Raw genomic sequence first — 24,061 nt, forward strand, 5'->3', positions numbered from 1 at the left:
GATTCGGTCAGCTCAGCATGACTTCCCGAGTGGTCTTGAAATGAATCTTGGCGACTTTGACCAAGCTTTCCAATCCGTTTTTCTTGACCATCTTCTTGGCCGCCGGGATGACGTTCTTCTTCCCGTTGCCCTTGGGAAAATCGATCCCGAACTCTTCGGAGAGCCTGCCCAGCCTCAAAATAAATTCCGCGCGCGCCAGGATCGAGCCGGCGGCAACGGAGATATCCTCTTCGCCGCGGAACCGTTGGGCAACCTCGATGTTCCGGCCTTTTTTCATCAGCGCGCTCAATACCAAGTCCTTGTGACCGAACTGGTCGAGCACCGCCTGGCGGCAGGGGACTTTGCCTAGAATATTTTCGATCACCCGCGCGTGGCCCCAGGCCAAAATTTTATTGAGATTGCCCATGGTCGGGTAGAGCTGGTTATATCGTTCCGGGCCGATGGCCACCACCGAATTGATGCATTCCCGGCGGATGAGCTTGCGCAGTTCCATGACCCTGCGATCGGAAATTTTTTTGCTGTCCTTGACCCCGGCTTCGCGCAGTTTTTTTTCCAAAGCCGGAGTGATGTAGACTCCCGCCACCACCAGCGGCCCGAAGTAGTCCCCCTTGCCGCTTTCGTCAACCCCGATTCTCTCCTCTCCCTCCTCTCCGAGAACTTCCTCATAGCCCAGCCGGATCTCCTTCAGTACTTCCGGCTCCAAAACGAACTCGATGAAATCCCGGGTTCCCTTGCCTTGGATCAACACCTTGCCCGTGCGGTAGGCGGCGATGGAGACGGTATCGCCCGCGGCCTGAAAAAATCCGTATTGGAGCGGCTTGAAGACGAAGTTGCGCGCTTCCAATATCCCCTTGAGGGAGGAAAGCTGCTCGGTATCGAGCGCGCAGGAATACGATGTTAGTACTTTCCCGCTCATAAGCGCCAGAGATACATCAGGCGAGGCGTGGCCGCGGCCTCCAGGCGTTCCAGCAAGCGCACCGCGAGCGGCGCCGGGAAGGAAGCTCCCAACAGGCTCAGCACCCCGAAATGCGGCTGATATTCGACGACCGTGGACGATTCGATTCCCGCCAATTCTTCGGCCGCGGCGATCGCATCCTCGAGATACCCGATCTCGTCGACCAGGCCTGCCTGAAAAGCTTCTTCGGCGTCGAAAATCCTTCCGTCGGCGGCGGCGCGCACATCTTCTTCGGGGAGCCCCCGGTTCTGAACGATAACCTGGATGAAGCGTTCGTGCATTCCGTTCACCAGAGCCTGCAACTCTTCGTACTCGCCCGGCGTCAGCTGCCGGAAGGGCGAGAGCATATCCTTCTGCTCGCCGGCCTTGATGGTGACGTCTTCGACCCCTATTTTCCGCATCAGGCTTTCGACGTTGAACGACTGGATAATGACTCCGATGCTGCCGGTGATGGACGTGGGATGCGCATAAATCAGGTCGGCGGGGGCGGCGATATAATACCCCCCGGAAGCGGCGATATCACCCAGGAGCGCCACCACCGGTTTCCCGGACTTCTTGAAGTCCAGAAGCCGGTGATACATGACGTCGCTGGCGGTGATCCCCCCCCCCGGGCTGTCCACGGTCAGGATAACGGCCTTGACCGACTCATCCGCGGCGGCAGCGCGCAGGGCCGCCGAGAATTCGCTCACGACGTTGCGGGTCTTGAAACCGACGCTTTCGTCTTCGTCGCGGATGATCCCGCCCACCCGGATCAAGGCGATCTTGGCGGCTCCGGAGCCGCTGACCACTGCCTCGTTCAGACGGGGCCACGCCGAAACCGGTTTGTTCTCCTCATCCAACAACAGAGCCGCGGCGGCGAAAAAGCCCAGTCCCAACCCCAAGAGGAGCCAAGGCCAGATACGGCGTTTCCTGACCAGATAGACGATCTTGGAATCGGGCAGGACTATCTCGCGGTTGCTCATCACCCGGCGCTTCAGTAATCGCTTTTTACATCCTTGGCTCGAATGATTTTCAGACTGGCGCTGGCTCCCAACCGGCTGGCGCCGGCTTTCATCATGGTTTGAGCGTCGTCGAAATCCCGAACTCCGCCGGAAGCTTTGACTCCCAAGGCCGTTCCCACCACTTTCCTCATCAAGGCCACGTCGGCGGCGGTGGCTCCACCCGTTCCGAACCCGGTGGAGGTCTTGACGAAATCGGCCCCCGCCTGCTTGCTCAATTCGCACGCCTTGACTTTCTCTTCGTCGGTCAGATAGCAAGTCTCGATGATCACTTTGACCAGAATATTGGGGCGGCTGGCCCGAACCACCGCCTGGATATCCTTAAGCACCCAATCCGACCTGCCCGATTTCATGGCGCCGATGTTCATCACCATATCCACCTCCGCGGCGCCGTTTTCGATGGCGTTACGGGCCTCAAAAGCCTTGGTCCGGGACGTATTCGCCCCCAGAGGGAAACCGATCACGGTGCAGACCTTTACTTCGGACCTCCTCAGGAGCTTGGCACAGAGTTCTACCCAGGCGGGATTGATGCAGACCGACGCGAAACCGTATTCGGCGGCTTCCCGGCAGAGCTGCCGGATCTGCTCCTCGGTGGCGGTGGCCTTGAGCAGGGTGTGATCGATCATGGAGGCGATCTGTCGTTCGACCTCGCCGATGCCGGGGTGCGCGCTGATCCGGGCCAACCCGTTGGCGATCATGCGATCGACCACATCGCGGCGGTTGGTCACGCAAAGTCCGCAGTCGTTGCAGGGCTGACCGTTCAGAACCGCGCAGGAGCTGGCGGCCTCGGTTCGAACCGCTCCTTCCCGCCCGAGAAACGAGATGACTTCCTTGGTTACTTTTTCGACAAGCAGATTCTCATCCATGGGGAAAAACCGTCCTTTCAAAATAACCGCGTGCTTTCAGCGGGGACCGCGTTCCAGGGCCATGATCTTATTGACCCGAGGCCAATGGCGCCCACCCGCAAATGGGGTCGTCAGCCAAGCGGAGACCATTTCCTCGGCTAGGCTGGGATCGAGGATCTTCCCTCCCAATGTCAGGACATTGGCGTTATTATGCTCCCGGCTGCTGATGGCGGTATCCCGGTTCCAGCAGACGGCCGCCCGGACGCCGCGGATCTTGTTCGCGGCCATGCCCGAAGCCACCCCGAAACTGTCGATCATAATTCCCCGATCGCAGTCCCCGGAAGCCACCGATCGGGCGACCGCGCCCGCGTAATCGGGATAATCGCAGGCCCGGTCGTCATAAGTTCCCACGTCTTTGACGGTATAGCCTTTGCCTTCGAGAAAGGAGATCAAGGCTTGTTTAAGTTCCAAGCCTCCGTGGTCGGAACCTACGGCGATACGGCCGGCAAAGCCGTTGTTTTCCGTGGCATTCGTCATCTCCGCCTCGTTGGAGCTGCCGGGATGAGGAGGGCGCGGATTCCGGGAAACCAGGTCCGCCAAGTTCTCTAATCTTCCCATCCGTGCAAACTCTCAATGGCCGTTTTTGTTATTTTCTCCGGAATCCCGTCCTTCGTCAATACCATAATGACTCCGGAGAAACCCTGAGCGGAATCCCCATTCGGGTAGAAGTTTCAACCCGTTAGGGAAAAACCCGGAAACGCCCCCCTCTTTAAACCTCCCGTTCCGGATAGTAGGAACTCCCCCCCCAGTGCAGCTTCTTCTTCAGAACCCGGTAATAGGTGTTGCCGGCGAGCGTGAGCAGAATCAGGGGCCGGCGGTGGCGGCGGATTTCCACCAGGTCCCCTTTTTCCAAAACGGCCTCCACCTGGCCGTCGATGGTCAGCGATGTCCCCGCCGGGGCGGTCAGCAAACGGGTTTTAAAAACGGACCGGTGAGATACGACCAAGGGACGGTTGGTCAGCGTATGCGGGCAGATCGGGTTTATCAGGAAAGCGGGGACATCGGGCCCGAGGACGGGGCCGCCCGCCGACAGGGAATACGCGGTCGACCCGGTGGGGGTGGCGACGATCAGCCCGTCGGCCAGATAGGAGGTCAGGTACTCTCCGTCGAGAAAAGCTTCCATTCTGATGACCCGGGCGCGCCCCCCCTTCCCGATCACGGCGTCGTTGACGGCGACCGACCGGAACAACTCCCGCCCTCCCCGGGAGCAACGGCAATCCAGCGTGGCCAGAGAGTTTCTGACCAACGTCCCGCGCTTCATTTCCCGGACCATTTCGGGGACATGCTCCAGGGGAATGCCGGTCAGAAACCCCAGGCCGCCGAGATTGACGCCCAGCAAGGGGATGTTCCCTCCACCCAAACCCCGGAAAGTGCTGATCAGGGTCCCGTCTCCTCCCAAAACAATCAAAACTTCCGGCCCGGGACCGAACGAAGGCGTCCAGCGCTGTTTTTCTTCACCCAGCAGCCCGGCCAGTTTCTCTTCCACAAAAACGGCGAATCCGGCGCGGCGCAGGCGACGGCAGAGGTCCCCGGCCGCGTCCAGGGCGTTTTCTTTGGCCAAATTGGCGGTTATCCCGACCGTCTTCATCCCCTATCCCGATCTTCCCCGGCCACGACCACCCGGATAAAAAATTCCCGGTTGCCGGCGGGACCCGTGAGTCTCGATTCCTTCACCCCCGCAATCTTGTGGCCGAGTCCGGTTATGAACCGGATTATATCATCGATTACTTCCCGGTGCACTTCCGGGTCCCGGACCACTCCCCCCTTCCCCACCCGGCAGGGAGGGGCTTCGAACTGGGGCTTGATCAAAGCCAGTATCTCGCCGCCCCCCTTGACCGCCGGGATCAGAGCGGGAAGAATTTTCTTCAAGGATATAAACGATAGGTCGGCGACGGCCAGGTCCACCTGCTCGCCCACATCTTCCGGTCTCAAGTACCGGACGTTGAATTTCTCCCGAAGCTCCACCCGGGGGTCCGTCCGTAAGGTCCAGGCCAATTGACCGCGACCTACGTCGAAGGCGAACACTTTCGCGGCGCCGCTCTGAAGAAGGCAGTCGGTGAACCCCCCGGTGGAAGCCCCCGCGTCAATGGCGGTCTTTCCCTTTACCTCGATTCCGAAATCCGACAAGGCCCCCGACAACTTGTCTCCTCCACGGCCGACGTAGCGGGGACGGGCGAGAACCTCGATCGAGCAGTCCCGGGGAAACGGTTTGCCCGGTTTGTCCGCGGGGCGGCCGTCCACCTTGATCCAACCGGCCCGCACCGCCCGCGCCGCCTGTTCGCGGCTGGGAAACAGCCCACCTTCGGTCAAGAGCGTATCCAGCCGTTTTTTCACCGTTTCTCCCGGTCTCCGGTTGCGGCGAACCCCGTTTTTCAGGGCAGGCGCGCGGATACTTTCTCGGCTACGGCTTCCGGGGTCAGCCCGCACAACTCCCGGAGCAGGGGAACGGGACCGTGTTCGATAAACCGGTCCGCGATCCCTATCCGGATCACGGAATCCGTGCTCCGGCCGGCATCTTCCAGTTCCTCCATCACCGCGGCCCCGAAACCTCCGGCCAGCACATGCTCTTCCAACGTAACGATGCGCTGTTCCGCCGAGACCTGGCGAAGCAGGAGCTCCCGATCCAGCGGTTTTATGAAACGGGGGTTTACTACTCCGAAATCCAGCCCCTTTTTCCCCAGAATTTCGGCCGCCGCCAGGGCTACCCCGATCATCTCGCCCCCCAGGGCCCAGAACCAACCGTTCGTCCCTTCCTTGACTATCTCGGCGCGGGTGTCGGGGAGGGGAACGGGGCGCTCCGGAACCGCGGTCAGTTCGCTGGCGCCGCGCGGGTACCGGACTACGGCCGGACGACCGAGCGCTAAGGCGGTGGCGAGCATGGAGCACAATTCCTTCCCGTCCCGGGGCTGCATGATGGTCAGCCCCGGGATATGGCGAAGGTAGGAGATATCGAAAACACCGTGATGAGTCGGACCGTCGGCGCCGACCAGGCCGGCGCGATCGATGGCGAACACCACCGGAAGTTCCTGGAGGCAGACGTCGTGAACCACCTGGTCATACGCCCTCTGCAGAAACGTCGAATACAGGGCCACTACCGGCTTCAAGCCGCCCGCGGCCATTCCGGCCGCAAAGGTGACGGCATGGCCCTCGGCGATGCCCACATCGTAAAAACGGGAAGGGAAGCGGCGGCCGAAGTCGCAGAGTCCGGTCCCGAGGGGCATGGCGGCGCTGACCGCAACCAGCTTGGGTTCGGTCGCACCCAAGCGGATCAGGGTCTGCCCGAAGACATCGGAATAGGAAAGAAGGTCCGAACTTTTCCGCGAGCGGCCGGTGGCGATATCGAAGGCTCCCAACCCGTGGAACCACTCCGGATTTTTCTCGGCGGGCGGATACCCCTTGCCTTTTCTGGTCACTACGTGCAAAAGCACGGGATCGGACAAACCGCGCACTTTCTCCAGTATTTCGACCAAGGTAGTTAGATCATGGCCGTTGACGGGGCCGACATAACGGTAGCCGAACTCTTCGAATATCTGCCCGGGGGTGATGAGCCCTTTTAAGGCCTCTTCCAGCCGGTGCGAAGCGTTGACCACCCGGGAGCCGACGCCGGGAATCCGTCGCATGACTTCTTCCATTTCGTGTTTCAAGCGGTTGTAGGTCGGAGCGGTGATCAGCTGATTCAGATATTCGGAGAGAGCCCCCACGCTGGGGGCGATCGCCATTTCGTTGGCGTTCAGCACCACCAGGGTGTTGCGGGCGGCGGCGCCGCCCTGATTGAGCGCTTCCAGGGCCAAACCGCCGGTCAGGGCGCCGTCGCCGATGACGGCTATGATCTTCTCCCGACCGCCGCTTTGATCCCGGGCGGCCGCCAAACCCAGGGCGGCGGAAAGCGAGGTGCTGGCGTGCCCCACTCCGAAAGAATCGTACGGACTCTCTTTAATCTTGGGAAATCCGCTGATGCCTCCCAACGTACGAATGGAATCGAACTCCCGCTCCCTTCCCGTTAAAAGTTTATGCGCGTAAGCCTGGTGCCCGACGTCCCAGATAACCTTGTCCCGAGGCAGATCGAAGACGCGATACAGAGCGAGGGTAAGCTCGACTACGCCCAGGCTGGCGGCCAGATGTCCCCCGTTCTCGGAGACTACCCTGATGATTCTTTCCCGGACTTCCGCGGCCAGCGTCTCCAAGTCGCGGCGGGAGAGTTTCTTAAGATCGGCGGGTTCGCGGATCTCCGGCAACAGCTTCTTCACCGGTCTTCTTCCCCCTCCGTATCTTGGAGTTTAAACTCCTCCGGTTTCAGGATGCCGTCGGCGGCGCGGCGTAGGATTTCGATTTTCTGCTCGGCGGAGGCGAGTTTTTTCATACATAAACCGGCGAGTTCGACGCCTTTCTCGTAAAGCTTCATCGCTTCTTCGAGCGAAATTTCCTCGTTTTCCAACCGTCCCACGATCGCTTCCAACCGAGCCAACCCTTCATCGAACTTGAACTTTTCCATTGTTCTCGAATCTCCCCTTGCGGCCACCATCTTATCCGCGATCGGCTTCGATTCCGACCATAAAAACCCGAACCGGGGGAAGGAGGAACCGCTACGTTCCCGCCGTTTCCGAATCGAGCTCGTTTCCCGAAACTCCGGTAACGACGGAAACGAATTCTCCCGCGCCCACCCGGGTTCTGACCTCCTCTCCGGGGCTCAAGGTCCCCGCCGTTCGTACGACGGTCCCATCGGCGGCGAAGACGACGGCATACCCCCGGCCGAGCACGGCCAGGGGGCTCAATGCTTCCAGGCGTAGATACACGTCCCCCAGGCGGGAACGTCGCGAGCCGACGGCCAGGTCCGTTACCCGATCGAGCCGCTGCGCGGACTCCGCCGCCCTTCGGCGACGGAACGCAAGCAAGCGGGATGGATCTCGAAAAACGGCTGCTCGGGAAACGGCTTCCAATTTCCAACGGCGCCCGCTCAATAGATTCCCCGTAACCCGCTCCAGCCGCGCGGCCAAATCGTCGGTTCGCTGCGCCCCCTCGGCCGCCAGCCGGGAGGGACGGCGCATTGCCCAACCACCTAAAACGGCGGCGACCGCGGAACGGGAACGGCCGAGGGAATGCGCCAGGGCACGGTCGAGCCGGTTCAGCGATTCGGCGATCCGGCCGGCCAAGAGCCCGGGCTCGCGGGTAATCAGTTCGGCGGCTGCCGACGGGGTGGGCGCCCGGACATCGGCCACGAAATCGGCGACGGTCCAATCGATTTCATGACCGACCGCCGAAACGACCGGAATGGCGGATCGAAAGATCGCCCGGGCCACCCTTTCTTCGTTGAAGGCCCACAGATCCTCGATGCTGCCGCCGCCGCGGCCGACGATCAGGACGTCCACCCCCCCCCGCAGATTGAACTCCTCGATGGCGCGGGCAATATCTTCCGCCGCCCCTTCCCCCTGAACCCGCACCGGATTGATCACCACCCGCAACCCCCTGAACCTCCTTCCCAGCACCTGGAGGATATCTTTAATGGCGGCCCCGGTCGGCGACGTGATCACCCCCACTGCGGAGGGGAAAGGGGGCAATGGGCGTTTATGATCTTCGCGGAAAAGTCCTTCTTTCTCCAATCTGCGCTTCAACTGTTCCAGCGCCAACTGGAGTTCTCCGCCGCCTCGGGGACTCATCTTCACGGCCTGTATCTGATATTGCCCCCTGGGGCCATAGACGGTCAGACGGCCCTGAACGACGACCTTGAGCCCGTCTTCGGGAACAAATCTTAAAAGCGCCAGAGCGCTCCTGAACATAACCGCGGCCAATTGGGCCCTTTCATCCTTAATCGTAAAATAAGCGTGGCCCGAGGCCGGCAGTCTGAAGTTGGAGATTTCTCCCTCCACGGAAAGCATGGCGAAACTCGATTCCAACAGACGTTTGACCGAGGCGGTCACCTCGCTCACGGTCAACGGCCGGGAGTTCGCGACGGCCTGACTCGAAAAGGAAGAAACCCTCACCGAATTTCGTTCCCTCCGTAGTTGACGGCGGAGATATCGAGCGCATGCCCGCTTTCCCGATCCAATTCCAGAAGCACCCCCTGAAGCCCCGGATCTGCCGCCGCTACCGGGAAACGCACGGGGCGCCCCGTGAGAAAAGCGGTTATGACCGCCCTGGGTTCGCGGCCCAAAATCGAATCCAGGCTCCCGCACATGCCGATATCCGAAATAAACGCCGTTTTCCCCGCCAGAATCCGGGCGTCGGCGGTGGGCACGTGAGTATGCGTGCCCACCACCGCGGAAACCCGGCCGTCGAAGTGCCGGGCCAGGGCGGCTTTCTCGCTGGTGGCTTCGGCATGAAAATCGACCACGATCAGCCGGGTACGCCGGGAAAGCACGTTCACTTCCCCCTCCAAATGGCGGAAGGGACAATCCATCGGGGCCATAAAAACCCTCCCCAGCAGTGAAACCACGGCGATTTCTCCCCCGCCGGGCAACGGGGAGACCCGGCTGCCCCGGCCGGGCGCCCCCGGAGGAAAATTGAGCGGGCGCAGTACCTTGGGGTTGCCGTTCAGAAGCTCCACGGCTTCTTCCCGGCGCCAGATATGGTCCCCCGAGGTGAGTACGTCGGCTCCCGCGCGCAGCAGCTCCTCGGCGGTGTCGACCGTCAGTCCGGAGCCGCCGGCGGCGTTTTCGGCGTTGACGATGCAGAATTCCACCCCCCGCTCCTCCCGGATTCGCGGGTAAAGCTCCGCAAAGGCCGCGCGGCCGGGGCCGCCGACCACGTCGCCGACAACCAGAACCCTGACTGTTTTCTCCTCGGCCATCATGTCGAGACGGTTGGTGCCGCGGCCACAATCCTCTTTCCGCGGGCCGGAACCGCTTGTACCGTCAACGGGCGTATTCCACCGCCCTTGTCTCCCGGATCACCGTGACCCGCACCTGGCCGGGATAATCGAGTTCTTCCTCGATCTTCTTGCTCACATTCCGGGCCAGCTGCAAAATCTCGCGGTCATCGACCTTGTCCGGTTCCACCATCACCCGGACTTCCCGGCCTGCCTGAATCGCGTAAGATTTCCGGACCCCATGAAAGGAAACAGCCAACCGTTCCAATTTTTGAAGCCGCTTGATATAGGCTTCCATCGATTCGGTCCGAGCACCGGGACGGGCGGCGCTGAGGGCGTCGCCGGCCTGGGCCAGCACGTCGAACACCGTCTCCGGTTCGACCTCGCCGTGGTGCGAAGCTATGGCGTGCACCACCAAGTCGGGGAGGCCGTATTTCTTGGCCAGGTTGGCGCCGATCTCCGCGTGCGGGCCTTCGATTTCATGGTCGACGGCCTTCCCGATGTCATGAAGCAAACCGACTTTTTTCGCGGTTTGAACGTCCAAGCCCAATTCGGCCGCCATGATCCCCATCAGGTAAGCCACTTCCCGGCTATGGTCGAGAACGTTCTGCCCGTAACTGGTCCGGTACTTCAGCCGGCCCAGCAACTTGATTAATTCCGGTTTCAGGCCGTGAACCCCGACGTCGAACGCCGTCTGTTCTCCGGCTTCCTTGATCGCGGTTTCCACTTCTTCCCGGGCTTTTTTGACCAATTCCTCCACCCGGGGGGGGTGTATCCTCCCGTCGGCCACCAACCGTTCCAGGGCGACCCGGGCGATTTCGCGGCGAACGGGGTCGAAAGCGGAAAGGACCACTACCTCCGGAGTATCGTCGACCACCACATCGACGCCGGTTGCGGTCTGAAACGCCCTGATATTCCTACCCTCCCTTCCGATGATGCGCCCCTTCATATCGTCGGAAGGAAGCGCGACGGTGGAAACCACCGCTTCCGAAACGTGGTCGGCCGCATAACGCTGGATGGCGATGGAGATGATCTTGCGGGCTTCCTTTTCGGCCTTGTCCCGGGCCTCGTTCTCGATCTGCCTGATCATCAGGGCGGCGTCCCGCTCCGCCTCTTCTTTCAAAGAAGAGAGCAAAAGGGTCTTGGCTTCTTCCTGACTCAAACCCGAGATGCGCTGCAACCGGATCCTCTGTTTCTCGATAATGTCCCGAAGATCGTTCTCCTTGGTCTTGAGTTCCTCTTCCCGCTCTCCCAGCGCCTTTTCCCGGGATTTGATCCCCTCCTCCTTCTGGTCGATGAGCGCGACCTTCCTTTCCAGGTTTTCTTCCCGGCTGTTGATCCTCTGTTCCAGCTTCTTCAATTCCCGGGTGCGTTCCCGGCTCTCTTTCTCGAAAGCGGTGCGGGCTTTGAACATCTCTTCCCGGGCTTGAATCGAAGCTTCTTTTTTCATGGCCCGGGCCTCGGTATCCGCTTCCGACAGGATGCGCTCGGCTTCCCGGGCGGCAGAATCTACTTTTTTCTTGTTCCAGAGAGCCGCGACCAGCAAACCGAGCAAAACACCGGCCGCCAGAGCGGCGCCGGAAATCACCAATGCGATGCCGTTCATGATCCCTTCTCCGTAGTGAGTGGTTCTTCCTGATAAACCATGGGTAACCGGGGAGGACGAATCCTGACGACCCGGTTTTCGGTAATGAGTACGTCGATCGGCTGATCGTGGCCGGAGACGGGAAGCCGGTCCACGATCTGGCACTGAAAAGCCAGGGCCACGCGGAATATCCGCGGCCAGTGCCCGAGGAATTCGTCATAATAGCCGCCACCGCGGCCGAGCCGCGCCCCGCGGCCGTCGAACCCGACGCCCGGGACCACCGCCAGGTCCACTTCCTCCGCCGGCACTTCGACGCAGCTGCCGGGCGGAGGCTGGGGGCACCCCCGGCAACGGTCGTCCAATTCCCGGGCCGGATCCGAAATCAAAACCGGCCGCAGAAGCCGCCCGGAAAGATCGATCGCGGGAACCGCCACTCGTTTGCCGAGTTTCAGGGCGGTGAGCATGACAGACTCGGTTTTAACCTCGGAGCCCGTCGCCGAATAGATGAAGACGGTGCGGCTTGTCCCGAATTCGGGGAGGCCCAGGAGCTTGGAAGCGATCCGCTTGCTTTTTACCGCGTTCTCCTCCGGGGAAAGAGAGCAACGGCGCGCAAGCAGGTCGCGGCGGAGTTCAGCTTTCATGTTTTTTCCCCCGGTCTTCCAGCCGTTTCAGGATGACGCCTTCGTAGCCCCTGCCGGCGGGCCGGTAATACTTTTTTTTGACCGTGGTGTAGTCTTGGGAGACCCAACCGCCGGGGTGGTCGTGCGGATAAAGGTATCCTTGGCCCCGATCGAGTCGGGCCGCGCCCGCATAATGGGAATCCCTGAGGTGAGCGGGGACTTCCTGAACATTCCCCGATCTGACGTCCTGCGCGGCTTCTTCCAGGGCCTGGTACGAAGCGTTGCTTTTGGGCGCGGAAGCGAGATAGGTGACCGCCTGGGCCAGATTGATCCGGGCTTCGGGCATCCCGACCGTCTCGACCGCCTGAGCGGCGCCGACGGCGATGGTCAAGGCGGCGGGATCGGCGTTGCCGATGTCCTCGGAGGCGGCGATTACCAGGCGCCGGGCGATAAACCTGGGTTCGTCCCCGGCTTCGAGCATGCGGGCAAGCCAATAAACCGCCGCGTCCGGGTCGCTGCCGCGGATACTCTTGATCAGCGCCGATATGGTGTCGTAATGATCGTCCCCGTCCCGGTCGTAGGGCGCCGTTTTTTTCTGCAGCGCCTCCATCATGACCTCGGGAGTGATCGCCAACGGGTCGCCGGGACGTCGGGGAGTGGTGAGAAAAGCCACTTCCAGCGCCCGCAACGCCCGGCGCCCGTCGCCTTCGCAATGGGCGGCGAGGTACTCAAGCGCCTCCGGGGCCACGGCCAGGGATTCGGAACCGAGACCGCGTTTCCGGTCGGTCAATGCCCGTTCCAGAATCAGGAGAATGGATTCGCATGGGAGCTTCTTGAATTCGAACAGATGGGTGCGCGAGAGCAAGGCCGGGGCCAGCGCGAAAAACGGGTTATACGTGGTCAGACCGACGAAACCGATCGCCCCTTCTTCCACATGAGGCAACAGCACCTCCTGCTGGGCTCGGTTGAAACGATGGAATTCGTCGATGAAAAAAAGCGTGCGCTGACCCGAATTACTGAGGCGGTGGCGGGCCAGGACGATGACTTCTTTCACCTGCCGGACATTGGAATCGACCGCGCTGAGAGTGACGGGGTGGTACGCGGTGGCCCCGGCGATATATTTCATGAGGCTGGTCTTGCCCGAGCCGGGAGGTCCGTAGAAAATCGCCGCTTCCAGGCAATCGGCCTCGATCAACCGCCGCAGCAATTTGCCGGGGCCGAGGATATGGTCCTGTCCGACGAAGTCGTCCAGGGACGAGGGGCGCAGCCGGTCCGCCAGCGGCCGGGCGGCCTCCTCTTCTCCCTCGGGGGAGGCGAAAAAGTCCATAATGCCACCTTACCCGTTGCTCGGCTGCAGCGGGGCGGCGGCGTAGACAAGACGGACGGGAATCCTCCCGTAACCCGCTTCAAGCGGGCCGTACCGGCATAATCAGGGCACACTGCCGGAAAGAGTTTTCCCCACCTTTTTCATTCTCCAGAATTTAAACCGGAAAACTGACAGGCATCGACAGCCTGTTGCGCATTCATCATGTCCTGGCCGCGCTATCAACCCGCACCAGCCAAATCTATGTTCAACGACCCGGTATTCCGGGCACTCGGTTCCATCACCGCAATCTGCCGCGAGTCTCCCCGAGCAGCTCCGTTATAAGAGGGTCGTGGAGACTCGAAACCATTTTGTCGTCAAGTGTACCATCCGGGGAGCGATAGATCAAGTGAATGGCCAGGCTTTTCTTATCGGCAGGGACCTGGTCCCCCGTGTAGATATCAAAAAGCGTATACGATTCCAGGGCCGGGGGACGGAGCTTGTCCAGAATCTCCGCAACCTTCCCGTAGGGAAGTTCCCGGTCCACGAGCAAAGCTATATCTCTTTCCACGGCGGGATATTCGGGTAAACGGCTGTATTTTCTCTCCGTATGCGCGGCGCCCAAGAGCCGATCCAGGTCGAGTTCGGCCAGGAAGACGGGGCCTTCCAGGCCGGAGGCCGCAACCACCGGATCGGAAACCGCCCCCACGACGCCCGCCGGAAAGTCGCCGAGCCACAGAGCCGCGGCTTGACCGGGCTGGAAGATCGGGTCCTCGACCGGAAGGTAACGGGCCGCGGCTATCTTCAGATGGGCGCAGAGGTCTTCCACCAGACCCTTGATCGAAAAAAAGTCGGGACGGCTCGAGTCGCCGGACCAGTGGGAGAGAGCTTTTCCAGGGGCCAGGACCGCGGCCAGGCGGCACTTTTCCAGGGGTTTGCCCCCGTCCTTCGCTTCCTGAAAGACGGCGCCGGTCTCGAAACAGCGGATATCCGCCGCTTTCCTTCGTTGGTTCAATCCCGTCACCTCCAAGAGCCCGGGTATCAAGGTCGTGCGCAAAAGGTTCTGCTCTTTGTTGACCGGATTGAGGATCGCGGGTGCCTCCCGCAAGGGGTGCCCGGGAGGGAGCCCCAGATTTTCCAGGTTCCGCGCGCCGAGAAAGCTGTAGGTAATGACTTCATCCAGCCCCCGGCCGCAGAAGAATTCCCGAATTCGGGAAAGGATTCCCTCCTTGCGGGAGGGGATGGCGTTGCCGAGGGGGCAGCAGGGTAGAATCTCAGGGACCCGGTTGTAGCCGTAGAGGCGGGCCACTTCTTCGAAAAGATCCGCTTCCCGCTCCAGATCGGGACGCCAGGTCGGGATCGAGAAAACGATCCCGGCTTGATCCGCGCCGCGCTTTTCCAACCCGATCGACGATAAGAACCCCGCTATATCTTCCGGGCCGAGGGGAACCCCCAGAAAAGCGGCGGCGCGGGCCGGATCGATCCTCACCTCCCGCCGGGGAAAACCCTCCGGATGAGTGTCGATCATGCCCGAACTGGCTTGGCCCCCCGCCGTTTCCAGGATCAGACCGGTCAAGCGCTCCAGGGCGCGGGGGGCCAGGTTGGGGTCGACGATCCTCTCGAAACGCCGCGATGATTCGGTGGCGAGCCCCACCCGGCGCGAAGTGCGGCGAATCTGGCGGGATTCGAAATATGCGCTCTCCAGAAACAGATCGACTGTCTTCTCGGAAACCTCGCTGTCCTTTCCGCCCATGATCCCGGCCAGCGCTACCGGTCTTTCGGCGTCGGCGATCACCAGCATATCCGCGTCCACCTGCCGCTCGCTTCCGTCGATGGATACGATCGTTTCTCCGGGGCGGCCGCGGCGCACGACGATGCGCCCCCCCCGTAAAAGCGCGAAATCAAACGCATGCAGGGGTTGCCCGACCGCCAGCATGACGTAGTTGGTGGCATCGACGACATTGTTGATGGCACGGATGCCGCATGCTTCCAGGCGCTTTCTCAACCAATCCGGGGAAGGCGAAATTTTTACTCCTTTGATCAGGCGCGCGCAATACCGGGGACATAACTCCTCGTCTTCGACCAGGACATCGGTCAGTTCTTCCGTAGCGGGCCCGGCGCATTCGGGAGGCGCGAACCCATCGTTCACCGGAGAACCGTGCCGAGCCCCCACTTCCCGAGCCAGACCCAAGACCCCGAAAAGATCGGGGCGGTTCGGGGTAACATCAACATCGAGAACCCAATCCGGAAGTTTCAGGTAGGTCTCGAACGGAGTTCCCGGCGCCGCCGCGCCGGAAAGCTCCCAGATCCCTTCATGGTCATCGCCCAGGCCCAATTCCCGCTCGGAGCAGATCATACCGCTGGAAACACGTCCCCGGAAGGGGCGGGTTCCCACTTCCATCCCGTCCGGAAGCACTGTCCCCGGCAAAGCCACGGGCACGTCGATCCCCTCGCGAACGTTTCCGGCCCCGCAAGCGATCTCCAGGGGCTCTTTTGCGCCGACGTCGACGGCGCACCAGGTTATCTTTTTCAACTTCGGATCGCGTTCGCAACCGCGGACCCGGCCCACCACCACGCCCGCCGGCACCTCGAGGCGCTCCACATTTTCGACTTCGGCGGCCTGCAAAGTGATTTCTTCCGCCAGGGAACGCGGATCGACGTCCACGGAGGTGAATTCCCGAATCCAGTGAATCGTGGCTTTCATCAGTCCTTTAGAATTGATCCAGAAATCTGAGGTCGTTTTCGTAGAACAAGCGGATGTCGTCGATGCCGTACCGGAGCATGGCGCAACGGTCTATCCCCAACCCGAAGGCGAAACCCCGCCATAAATCGGGGTCGTACCCCACGGCCCTGAAGACATGGGGATCGACCATGCCGGCCCCCAGGATCTCAAGCCAGCCCTTGCGCGAACAGAGCGAACATCCCCGGCCCCCGCAAACTATACAAGAGATATCTCCGTCGGCCGAGGGCTCGGTAAAGGGGAAGAAACTGGGCCTGAATCTGAGCTTGGTATCGGGACCGAAAAACCGGCGCACGAACTCGCTCAGGACCGCTTTGAGGTGGGCGAAGGAGATATCGGTATCGACCATCAGGCCCTCGAGCTGGTGAAACATGGGAGAATGGGAGGCATCGACGGAATCGGCGCGGAAGGTCCGTCCCGCGCAGATCATCCGCAGCGGGGGTTTTCCCCTCTCCATGGTGCGGATCTGGACCGGGGAGGTATGGGTCCTGAGGAGAAAACCGCGGTCGAGATACAGCGTATCCTGCATATCGCGGGCGGGATGGTCGGAGGGGATATTGAGCGCGTCGAAATTATACCACTCGGTCTCCACTTCCGGCCCCGTTTCCAGAACGAAGCCCATCCCCTCGAAGATCGAAATCATCTCCCGGGCCGTCCGAGTGAGGGGATGAATGTGTCCCCGGGGGTAACGATGACCCGGGAGGGTGACATCGACCCTGTCCCGGCGCACCCGTTCGCGAAAACCGGCTTCGGCCAGTCGTAGCCGGCATTGTTCGCATTCGGATGCCAGGGTGCCCTTGATCCGGTTGGCCAAGGCCCCCATCTCCGGACGTTGCTCGGGAGGGAGCTTGCCCACCGACTTCATGCAGGAAGTGATCCGCCCCTTCCGCCCCAGATACTGGATCTGAAACTCTTCCAGGGCGGCCTCATCCTCCACCCGGCTCAAGTCATCGAGAGCTTGAGCGCAAATCTGTTCGAGTTCGTCTTTCATGTTCCGGAGCCGGGCCCGGCCCGGCCGGGACCCGGAAGGCCGAAAGTATCAGGCGGAGACGGACTCTTTCACTTCCGCGATCAGGCGGGAAAATACCTGCGGGTGACGGACCGCCAAGTCGGCTAAAATCCGTCGATCGAGCCGGATATTCGTCTTGTTGAGGCCGTCGATGAACGCCGAGTACGACATGCCCTCGGCATTCGCGGCGGCGCGGATCCTGGTGATCCAGAGGCGGCGGAAATCCCGCTTGCGCTGTTTGCGGTCCCGGTACGAATAAGCCCAAGCCCGCATCACCGTTTCCCGGGCGCTGCGGTAGAGCTTGCTCCTGCCCCCCCGATACCCTTTGGCCTGGTCGAAAAGCCGCTGCTTGCGTCTTTTTCTCGCGGGCGCGTTGGTTGCTCTTGGCATGGTGATCCCTCTTCTTTAAGCGTAAGGAAGCTGTTTCAAAACTTTCTTGGTCTCCGGCGCGGAAAGAATCTCGGCGCTGCGGAGCCGCCGTTTGCGCTTCCGGGATTTACCGGTCAAAAGATGGCTCTTGCCGCTGCGACGGTTCTTGACCTTACCCGATTTAGTCACTTTGAAGCGCTTCTGCACTCCCTTGTTGGTTTTCAGCTTGGGCATCTTCCACCCCCTCTTTCTTGGCTTTCTTGCTTGTCTTCCCCGCCGGGCTGGGGTTGATCAGACATGTCACCCGGCGCCCCATCTTCCTGTAATCGGTTTCCAAAGTGCCATGTTCTTTCAGATCTTCGATCAGCCGAGCCAGGGTCTGATAGCCCAGCTCCTGGTGGGCCATCTCCCTACCCCGGAACATCAGGGTCAGCCGGAGCTTGAACCCTTTCTGCAGGAACCCCACGGCCTTGCGCAGCTTGACCCCGTAGTCGTTGTCGTCGATCCGGGGACGGATCTTGATCTCCTTCATGCGGTCGGTATGCTGCTTCTTCTTGGCGTCCCGCTCGCGTTTGCTGATCTCGTATTTGAACTTCCCGTAGTCCATGATCCGGCATACCGGCGGAGTCGATTGAGGAGCAACGCAAACCAAATCACGGTGCTGCTCCTTGGCCAAGTTCAGCGCGTCCTCCAGGGGAATGATTCCCACCTGGGCGCCGTCTTCGGCAATCGTCCGGACCTCGCTGGCGCGGATCTCCTCGTTTACAAAGACCGATTTGGGAATGATGGCACCTCCGGTTTTTCCGGTTGTTACGATTTTTCGCGAATAGCCTGGGTAATCAAATCCGGGACTTCATCCAGAGCGAAACTACCCAATTCGCCTTCGTTCCGTTTTCTGACCGACACTTCTCCCGTTTCGGCTTCGCGCGCCCCCACGATCAGCATATAGGGAGCCCGAATTTCCCGGGCGGCGCGTATTTTCCATCCGAGTTTCTCGTTCCGGTCGTCCAGCTCCGCCCGGATACCTTCACCCTCCAGACGGCTCAGGACTTCCCGGGCATATTCCCGGCATTTGCGCGAGACCGGGATCACCACCGCCTGCACCGGCGCCAGCCAGCAGGGCAGCGCTCCTCCGTAATGCTCGAGCAGGATCCCGAGAAAACGTTCTATGGAACCGAACGCCGCCCGGTGAATCATAACCGGGCGGTGTTTCTTGCCGTCCGGGCCAATATACTCCAGATCAAAGCGTTCCGGCATGGAAAAATCGAGCTGGATGGTTCCGCACTGGTAGCTGCGTTTGAGGCAGTCCCGGATGTGAAAATCGATCTTGGGGCCGTAAAAAGCCCCCTCCCCTTCCCGAACCTCGTAATCGATGGACATCGATTCCAGAGCTTCGGTCAGGCTGCGGGTGGCGAGATCCCAATCCTTATCGCTGCCGATCGAAGATTCGGGACGGGTCGATACTTCGATCTGATACTCTTCGAATCCGACCGCGCGATACAGCTCGAGAATGAGGTCGACGGTCGCCCGGATTTCGTCCCTGATCTGCTCTGGAAGGCAGTAGATATGAGCGTCATCGATGATAAAGCTTTGAACCCGGAACAGTCCGTGGAGTACGCCGGTCAACTCCCGGCGATGAACTCTTCCCAATTCGGCGATCCGCAAGGGGAATTCCCGATAGGAGTGCTGGTTTTCCTTGTAGAACAGTATCCCCCCGGGACAATTCATGGGTTTGACCGCGTAGTTTTCGTCTCCGACCGGACAGAAATACATATGGTCCTGATAGTGATCCCAATGACCGCTGCGGTGCCATAACTCGTCTTTGAGGATCAGCGGGGTCATGATCTCGCGGTAACCGCGGGAGCGGTGCAGCGAGCGCCAGAAACTCAGGAGAGCTTCATAGAGAGCCACGCCCCGGGGGTGAAAAAAGACCATCCCCGGAGCCTCCTCGTGAAAGCTGAAGAGGTCCATCTCCTTTCCCACCCGGCGGTGGTCGCGCTCGCGAGCCTCTTCCAGATTATGCAGGTATTCGGCGAGTTCTTCTTCCGCGGGAAAGGAAGTCCCGTAAATCCTCTGGAGCATAGGGCGTTGCTCGTCCCCTTTCCAGTAAGCCCCCGCCACGCTCAGCAGCTTGAAGGCCTTGATCTCGCCGGTCGAGCCCACGTGGGGCCCCCGGCAAAGGTCGAAAAACTCGCCGTCACGATAGATGGTGATATCTTCGCCCCGGAGGTTATCGAGAAGTTCCAGCTTGTAGACCTCCCCGGCGTCGGTGAAAATCCGCCGCGCCTCCTCCCACCCGACGCTTTCCCGCTCGAAAGGGTGGTTCTCGGCGGCGATTTTTTTCATCTCGTCTTCAATCCGTTCCAGAGACTCGGGATTGATGGTATCGTCGAGATCGAAGTCGTAGTAGAAGCCGTCCTCGATGCTGGGTCCGATCCCCAGCTTTGCCTGCGGATAAAGCCTTTTCACCGCCTGCGCCATAACGTGCGCGCTGCTATGGCGATAGGCATCCAGATAATCCTGTTTCGAGCTCATGACCGTTAAAAAAGCCGAAAACCCACCGCCGATCGGGAGAATTCCCATCTCGCGATCGCCCCGGGTTCCGGCTTCGCTCCCGCAGTTGTTGTCTCTCCAGTCCCTCGGATGTCGAACCGTCCTGAAAGGGCGTGAAACCCTTGGGCGATACTGGACTCGAACCAGTGACCTCTACGATGTCAACGTAGCGCTCTAACCAGACTGAGCTAATCGCCCCGAAGCTAGGTATGTATATATGCCTCCACCCCCGGGATGCAATAAAAATTTAACCGGCGCCAAGGAGGCGCCGAGGGTGGCGCGGACGGCCGACAATGAACCGGAATCGATCAATTTTCGCGTTCGAACCCTGACCGTACGGCGGCGAGAACGGCTCCGATCAACACCAGCACCGCGATCCAGACAAGTGCGCTCATCTCATTCTCCCCGGTCTTCCCGGTAGAAACAACCCTGTCGATTGTCGCTCAGACGCCGCTTCGGGGGCAGTAAAAAATACTCCGGGGAGGGGCGCGAAACTCCCTTTTGCTCTTCCCGGGACGGGTACACACCGGAAACGACCAGGAGCGCGGCTCCGGCTCGGGTTTCGAACCGGCCCCGGAAAACCCGGCGGGCGCCGGGCACGACCAGGTGCCCGCAACGGGCGTAAACATCGGGGAACATAACCCCCTCCACCAATTCCCGTTCCGAATCGAGAGTGACGAACAGCATCATCCGGTCGCCGGCGGACGACACCCGGCGCCTGGCCGCCACCCGCGCGACCAGGCGGACGTCCCCGCCGGGAAGCGGGATGCGGTCGGGCGCCCGGGCGACCGGCGACCCGGGGGAAGGGAAACCGGGAGGACCGCCGGGGAAAACGGGGGGCCGATCTTCGGGAGAGTAACGACGCGAACCGGCCGTTCCGGAATACGCGGCGTACTTCCACCCCAGTTCCGCCCTTCCGACACCGAGGCCGTCCAAGGCGCCGGCGGACAGCAACCTCCGGGTTTCGGCTACTCCCGGTCTGACCCGTCCGATGAAATCTTCCCACGACGAGAATCCGCCCCGCGGGCGCGCAACCACTATCCGGCGGATCGCCTCCGGACCGAGGCCGGACACCTCCATCAACCCCAAACGAATTCCGGCGCCCTCGGATATGGAGACGCCTTCGCTGTGGTTGACATCGGGAGACAGAACCTCCAACCCCAAACGGCGCGCTTCTTCGATGTACTCCGAGGAAGGATAAAATCCCCCCCGTCTCGAAATAACCGCGGCCAGGAACGATGCCGGGTAGTGAGCCTTCAGCCATGCGGTTTGGAAGGAGAGGACGGAAAAGGCGGCGCTGTGGGCCTTGCAGAACGAATAGGCCGCGAAACTGCGGATCTGACCCCAAAGAGCGTCGATCTCTCTCTCCGGGAAACCGGTGGTCCGGCAACCGGACCGGAAACGTTTTTCCAGGACCCCCATGTTCTCCTTCCCGTTCATGGCCCTCCGGAACAGGTCGGCATCCCCCATACTCATTCCCGCCGCCGCGCTCACCACTCTCATCACCTGTTCCTGGTAGATCATCACTCCCTTGGTTTCGGCAAGGATGGGCGCAAGAAGCGGGTGAAGGCGGGGGACCGGCTCCTCCCCCCGGCTGCGGGCGATGTAGCGATCGGCCAGGCCGGAACTGTTGACTCCCGGACGGATGATGGAACTGGCCGCCACCAGGGTTTCGAAATCGCGGCAGCCCAACCGCCGCAGCAGCAAGCGCATGACCGGGGACTCTATGTAGAAACAACCCAGCGTTCGACCGGTCGCTATCAGGCGCCCGGTCGCCTCGTCCTCCCGTGGTTTGACGGTTCCCCAATCCAGGGTGGTGCCGCGGGCCGCTTCCAGGCGGATCGTGTCCTCCACCACCGCCAAGGCGCGCTGCCCCAGGATGTCGACCTTGACCAGCCCCAGATCGCGAATCGAATACATGTCCGGCTGGGTCACCACCAGACCGCCGGAGGCGCGTTCCAATGCCACCATATCGGTCAGCGGGCGGGGAGAAACGACCACCCCGCCGGGGTGGACGGAAATATTCCTGGGTATCCCCTCCAGGGCGGCGGCGAGCGTCAATATCCGGCAGAACCCGGAATCCGCCCAGGGGAGATCGCGGCATTCGGGAATCTCCCGGCGCAACCGCTCCGGCTCCCGGTTGCTGAAGAAATAGGGCAGTTTCCGGGAAATCTCCCGGATCTTCTCCTCCCTCCACCCCAGAACCCGCGCGGCTTCACGGAAAGCGCCCCGACCGCGGAACCGCGACGTCGTGGAAATCAGCGCCGTCCGCTCTCTTCCATAACGGCGACGGATGAATTCGATCACTTCACGACGCCGGTGGGTGGGGAAATCGATATCTATGTCGGGGGGGTCCGGGCGATGTTCGTTCAAAAAACGCTCGAAATAGAGCCCGTGTTCGAGGGGGTTGACGGCGGTGATCCCCAACAGGTAACAGACCAGGCTGTTGGCGGCGCTTCCCCGGCCCACCCAGGGGATTGCCCGTTCCGCGGCGAAAACGACGATTTCCCGGGCCAGGAGGAAGTAGCCGGCAAACCCCATCCGCTCGATTACCCCCAACTCCCGCTCCAGGCGGACCCGGCCCGGTTCCGAGCCTCCCATCGTTCGGGAGAAGGCATCCCGGCAGGCGGCGCGGAGTACGCCGACGTCTCCCTCCGGGTACAACCGCGGCGGAGATCCGTCGAACCTGAAATCGCAGGCGGCGGCGAGGCGCCCCGACTCCGCCAGCGCCGCCCGGGCGAACCCGGCCCGTTCCAACTCTCCCCGGCGCGGCAGACACCCTCCGTCCGGACGGCGGGTAGGCGTCTTCTCCTTCCGGGTCCGGATCAGGGAAAGGAATCCGGCCACGGCGGCGGCGGCGGGGTCAGGAAACGCCACCCGCGGCATCGCTACCGCGACCGGTTCCCCCTTTCCCCGCTGCCGTGCGCGTACCGGATTCCAGGCGAGCCGTAGCCCCGGGATTGCCCGGGCAGAGGGGGGAAGAAGCGCCGGGTTATCGACCAGGATGAACAGGTTTCCCCGGCGCCCGGTTTCAAATACCCGGGCCGGGGAAAAACCGGGGTCCAGCCGGCGAGCCGTCGTCAGCCGGCACAGTTCGCTCCACCCCTCCCGGTTCCGGGCCAATAAAACGAGGTTGCCGGCAGGAGACGTCAACTCGACTCCCAGCAACGGCCGGATACCGGTCTCGCGGCACGCCCGGTCGAATTCCACCGCGCCGTACACGCCGTCGCGATCGGTCAGGGCCAACGCCGGATATCCCAGGCGGGAGGCGGTCCGCGCCAGAACCGCCGGAGACGCCGTTCCCCTTAAGAAACTGTAGTGACTGTAGCAGTGCAACGGCACAAACATTGCCCGCCGCCTCCGCCTTACTTCCGCCTCCAGAGCCGCGCCGCCCGTTTTCCGTACCTTCTCCGCAACCCGTCCAGGATCGGACCGAGGACCGCCAGTTTTTCTCCCCTGCTTCCCGGGGGAAAAAGGCTCCCGGTCGCTGCCGACTGTTCTCCAACCGGCAGCGGCAGTCGACGAACCACGGGTCGGAGGTCGCGGCCGCGAGCCTGTTCCATCATCATGTCCCCATGCTTCCCCCAGACCGAGCGTATCCAGAAGGGAGCGACCAGGTTCAGGTCCCCCACCCGCGCTATCCCCAACGCCCGAAGCTGCCGCACCATCCGGCCGTCCAACTCCGGCCAGTATTCGACCGGCAAGCCGGAAAGCGCTTCCTGCCGACCCTGGGAGAGAATCCAGAAGCAACCGCCGGTTCCCGCCAACCGCCCGGCCGCCCGAGCCAGGAACTTGTTCTCCCCCACCCCGATCTCCGGGCGAAACCCCTGGCGGCGCAAACACGCCCGAAGATGGTCGACCGCCTCCAGGGGGTGGCTCCAGAGACGCTCCTGGCCGGTAAAATCCAGATAAAATCTCCCCCCGGCGCAATATTCCACCAGGGGCGTGTAACGCTCGAGGATCCCGGCGAGCCGGAGGAGTACCGCCCAGTCTTTTTCGGCCTCCGGAACTCCGACGAACGCTACCGTCCGAACGCAACGACGCCTCGTCGACGCTGTTCCACCGTATTCCATGCCGTGGCCTCTCGTTCGTTTTTCGCCGCCGCTATGCTTTCCCCGAGGGCTCGGGGGAGAGAAGCAGAGAGTATAGGGCATAGCATACCCCTCCTCCGTCCCCCTTCATGATCTTCATGTCCTTCATGGTCCTTTCCCAATGCTTCCCC

General features: G+C 61.6%; 21 protein-coding genes and 1 tRNA gene. All 22 read right to left on the reverse strand.

Annotated features, from left to right (window positions below; genetic code table 11):
* Nucleotides 1-7: 7 nt before the first annotated feature.
* The gene (gene rnhC, locus PLZ73_03720) at nt 8-916 is read right to left on the reverse strand and encodes a ribonuclease HIII (protein ID HOO76975.1); all 909 of its coding nucleotides are present in this window, start codon (nt 914-916) and stop codon (nt 8-10) included.
* Nucleotides 913-1,917, reverse strand: coding sequence for a signal peptide peptidase SppA (gene sppA / locus PLZ73_03725; protein ID HOO76976.1), 1,005 nt, complete (start codon nt 1,915-1,917; stop codon nt 913-915). Before sppA ends, rnhC begins: the two co-directional genes overlap by 4 nt.
* 11 nt (nt 1,918-1,928) lie before the next feature.
* The gene (deoC, locus tag PLZ73_03730) at nt 1,929-2,579 is read right to left on the reverse strand and encodes a deoxyribose-phosphate aldolase (GenBank protein HOO76977.1); all 651 of its coding nucleotides are present in this window, start codon (nt 2,577-2,579) and stop codon (nt 1,929-1,931) included.
* A 276-nt stretch (nt 2,580-2,855) separates the two neighbouring features.
* Nucleotides 2,856-3,335 (reverse strand): ribose 5-phosphate isomerase B, encoded by a 480-nt coding sequence (gene rpiB, locus PLZ73_03735; protein ID HOO76978.1) that lies wholly within the window; start codon nt 3,333-3,335, stop codon nt 2,856-2,858.
* A 232-nt stretch (nt 3,336-3,567) separates the two neighbouring features.
* Entirely contained in the window at nt 3,568-4,446 is an 879-nt protein-coding gene (locus PLZ73_03740) for an NAD(+)/NADH kinase (GenBank protein ID HOO76979.1), read from the reverse strand.
* Nucleotides 4,443-5,192, reverse strand: a complete 750-nt coding sequence (locus PLZ73_03745; GenBank protein HOO76980.1) for a TlyA family RNA methyltransferase — start codon at nt 5,190-5,192, stop codon at nt 4,443-4,445. Before PLZ73_03745 ends, PLZ73_03740 begins: the two co-directional genes overlap by 4 nt.
* A gap of 38 nt (nt 5,193-5,230) precedes the next feature.
* Nucleotides 5,231-7,105, reverse strand: coding sequence for a 1-deoxy-D-xylulose-5-phosphate synthase (gene dxs, locus PLZ73_03750; GenBank protein HOO76981.1), 1,875 nt, complete (start codon nt 7,103-7,105; stop codon nt 5,231-5,233).
* On the reverse strand, nt 7,102-7,350 hold the full coding sequence (locus tag PLZ73_03755) for an exodeoxyribonuclease VII small subunit (protein ID HOO76982.1): 249 nt from the start codon (nt 7,348-7,350) through the stop codon (nt 7,102-7,104). The genes dxs and PLZ73_03755 overlap by 4 nt, the downstream gene beginning before the upstream one ends.
* A 91-nt stretch (nt 7,351-7,441) precedes the next feature.
* Nucleotides 7,442-8,836 (reverse strand): exodeoxyribonuclease VII large subunit, encoded by a 1,395-nt coding sequence (xseA, locus tag PLZ73_03760; protein ID HOO76983.1) that lies wholly within the window; start codon nt 8,834-8,836, stop codon nt 7,442-7,444.
* Complete coding sequence (locus tag PLZ73_03765) at nt 8,833-9,645, reverse strand: TIGR00282 family metallophosphoesterase (protein ID HOO76984.1); 813 nt, start codon at nt 9,643-9,645, stop codon at nt 8,833-8,835. The genes xseA and PLZ73_03765 overlap by 4 nt, the downstream gene beginning before the upstream one ends.
* Nucleotides 9,646-9,706: 61 nt before the next feature.
* Nucleotides 9,707-11,266 (reverse strand): ribonuclease Y, encoded by a 1,560-nt coding sequence (rny, locus tag PLZ73_03770; protein ID HOO76985.1) that lies wholly within the window; start codon nt 11,264-11,266, stop codon nt 9,707-9,709.
* The gene (locus PLZ73_03775) at nt 11,263-11,886 is read right to left on the reverse strand and encodes a 5-formyltetrahydrofolate cyclo-ligase (protein HOO76986.1); all 624 of its coding nucleotides are present in this window, start codon (nt 11,884-11,886) and stop codon (nt 11,263-11,265) included. Before PLZ73_03775 ends, rny begins: the two co-directional genes overlap by 4 nt.
* Nucleotides 11,876-13,192, reverse strand: coding sequence for a replication-associated recombination protein A (locus tag PLZ73_03780; GenBank protein HOO76987.1), 1,317 nt, complete (start codon nt 13,190-13,192; stop codon nt 11,876-11,878). Before PLZ73_03780 ends, PLZ73_03775 begins: the two co-directional genes overlap by 11 nt.
* Before the next feature lie 277 nt (nt 13,193-13,469).
* Nucleotides 13,470-15,872: a phenylalanine--tRNA ligase subunit beta gene (gene pheT, locus PLZ73_03785; protein HOO76988.1), complete on the reverse strand. Its 2,403-nt coding sequence runs from the start codon at nt 15,870-15,872 to the stop codon at nt 13,470-13,472.
* 7 nt (nt 15,873-15,879) lie between these two features.
* Entirely contained in the window at nt 15,880-16,899 is a 1,020-nt protein-coding gene (gene pheS / locus PLZ73_03790) for a phenylalanine--tRNA ligase subunit alpha (GenBank protein HOO76989.1), read from the reverse strand.
* 48 nt (nt 16,900-16,947) lie between these two features.
* Nucleotides 16,948-17,307, reverse strand: coding sequence for a 50S ribosomal protein L20 (gene rplT / locus PLZ73_03795; GenBank protein ID HOO76990.1), 360 nt, complete (start codon nt 17,305-17,307; stop codon nt 16,948-16,950).
* Nucleotides 17,308-17,322: 15 nt separating this feature from the next.
* The gene (rpmI, locus tag PLZ73_03800) at nt 17,323-17,520 is read right to left on the reverse strand and encodes a 50S ribosomal protein L35 (protein ID HOO76991.1); all 198 of its coding nucleotides are present in this window, start codon (nt 17,518-17,520) and stop codon (nt 17,323-17,325) included.
* Nucleotides 17,468-18,070 (reverse strand): translation initiation factor IF-3, encoded by a 603-nt coding sequence (infC, locus tag PLZ73_03805; protein ID HOO76992.1) that lies wholly within the window; start codon nt 18,068-18,070, stop codon nt 17,468-17,470. The genes rpmI and infC overlap by 53 nt, the downstream gene beginning before the upstream one ends.
* 26 nt (nt 18,071-18,096) lie before the next feature.
* A complete protein-coding gene (gene thrS / locus PLZ73_03810; GenBank protein ID HOO76993.1) occupies nt 18,097-19,821 on the reverse strand; it encodes a threonine--tRNA ligase in 1,725 nt (574 codons plus the stop codon).
* A gap of 141 nt (nt 19,822-19,962) precedes the next feature.
* Nucleotides 19,963-20,037, reverse strand: a tRNA-Val gene (locus PLZ73_03815).
* A gap of 198 nt (nt 20,038-20,235) precedes the next feature.
* Nucleotides 20,236-23,187, reverse strand: coding sequence for a DNA polymerase III subunit alpha (gene dnaE, locus PLZ73_03820; protein HOO76994.1), 2,952 nt, complete (start codon nt 23,185-23,187; stop codon nt 20,236-20,238).
* 17 nt (nt 23,188-23,204) lie between these two features.
* Nucleotides 23,205-23,912 (reverse strand): hypothetical protein, encoded by a 708-nt coding sequence (locus PLZ73_03825; protein ID HOO76995.1) that lies wholly within the window; start codon nt 23,910-23,912, stop codon nt 23,205-23,207.
* Nucleotides 23,913-24,061 lie beyond the last annotated feature (149 nt).

The organism is bacterium (genome assembly GCA_035380285.1).
Classification (GTDB): domain Bacteria; phylum Auribacterota; class Erginobacteria; order Erginobacterales; family DAOSXE01; genus DAOSXE01.

What these genes read in the sequence shown, in the direction of transcription:
- rnhC (HOO76975.1), bottom strand. Translation starts at nt 916, where the DNA reads ATGAGCGGGAAAGTACTAACATCGTATTCCTGCGCGCTCGATACCGAG.
- sppA (HOO76976.1), bottom strand. Translation starts at nt 1,917, where the DNA reads ATGAGCAACCGCGAGATAGTCCTGCCCGATTCCAAGATCGTCTATCTG.
- deoC (HOO76977.1), bottom strand. Translation starts at nt 2,579, where the DNA reads ATGATCGATCACACCCTGCTCAAGGCCACCGCCACCGAGGAGCAGATC.
- rpiB (HOO76978.1), bottom strand. Translation starts at nt 3,335, where the DNA reads ATGACGAATGCCACGGAAAACAACGGCTTTGCCGGCCGTATCGCCGTA.
- PLZ73_03740 (HOO76979.1), bottom strand. Translation starts at nt 4,446, where the DNA reads ATGAAGACGGTCGGGATAACCGCCAATTTGGCCAAAGAAAACGCCCTG.
- PLZ73_03755 (HOO76982.1), bottom strand. Translation starts at nt 7,350, where the DNA reads ATGGAAAAGTTCAAGTTCGATGAAGGGTTGGCTCGGTTGGAAGCGATC.
- PLZ73_03765 (HOO76984.1), bottom strand. Translation starts at nt 9,645, where the DNA reads ATGATGGCCGAGGAGAAAACAGTCAGGGTTCTGGTTGTCGGCGACGTG.
- rny (HOO76985.1), bottom strand. Translation starts at nt 11,266, where the DNA reads ATGAACGGCATCGCATTGGTGATTTCCGGCGCCGCTCTGGCGGCCGGT.
- PLZ73_03775 (HOO76986.1), bottom strand. Translation starts at nt 11,886, where the DNA reads ATGAAAGCTGAACTCCGCCGCGACCTGCTTGCGCGCCGTTGCTCTCTT.
- PLZ73_03780 (HOO76987.1), bottom strand. Translation starts at nt 13,192, where the DNA reads ATGGACTTTTTCGCCTCCCCCGAGGGAGAAGAGGAGGCCGCCCGGCCG.
- pheT (HOO76988.1), bottom strand. Translation starts at nt 15,872, where the DNA reads ATGAAAGCCACGATTCACTGGATTCGGGAATTCACCTCCGTGGACGTC.
- pheS (HOO76989.1), bottom strand. Translation starts at nt 16,899, where the DNA reads ATGAAAGACGAACTCGAACAGATTTGCGCTCAAGCTCTCGATGACTTG.
- rplT (HOO76990.1), bottom strand. Translation starts at nt 17,307, where the DNA reads ATGCCAAGAGCAACCAACGCGCCCGCGAGAAAAAGACGCAAGCAGCGG.
- rpmI (HOO76991.1), bottom strand. Translation starts at nt 17,520, where the DNA reads ATGCCCAAGCTGAAAACCAACAAGGGAGTGCAGAAGCGCTTCAAAGTG.
- thrS (HOO76993.1), bottom strand. Translation starts at nt 19,821, where the DNA reads ATGAGCTCGAAACAGGATTATCTGGATGCCTATCGCCATAGCAGCGCG.
- dnaE (HOO76994.1), bottom strand. Translation starts at nt 23,187, where the DNA reads ATGTTTGTGCCGTTGCACTGCTACAGTCACTACAGTTTCTTAAGGGGA.
- PLZ73_03825 (HOO76995.1), bottom strand. Translation starts at nt 23,912, where the DNA reads ATGGAATACGGTGGAACAGCGTCGACGAGGCGTCGTTGCGTTCGGACG.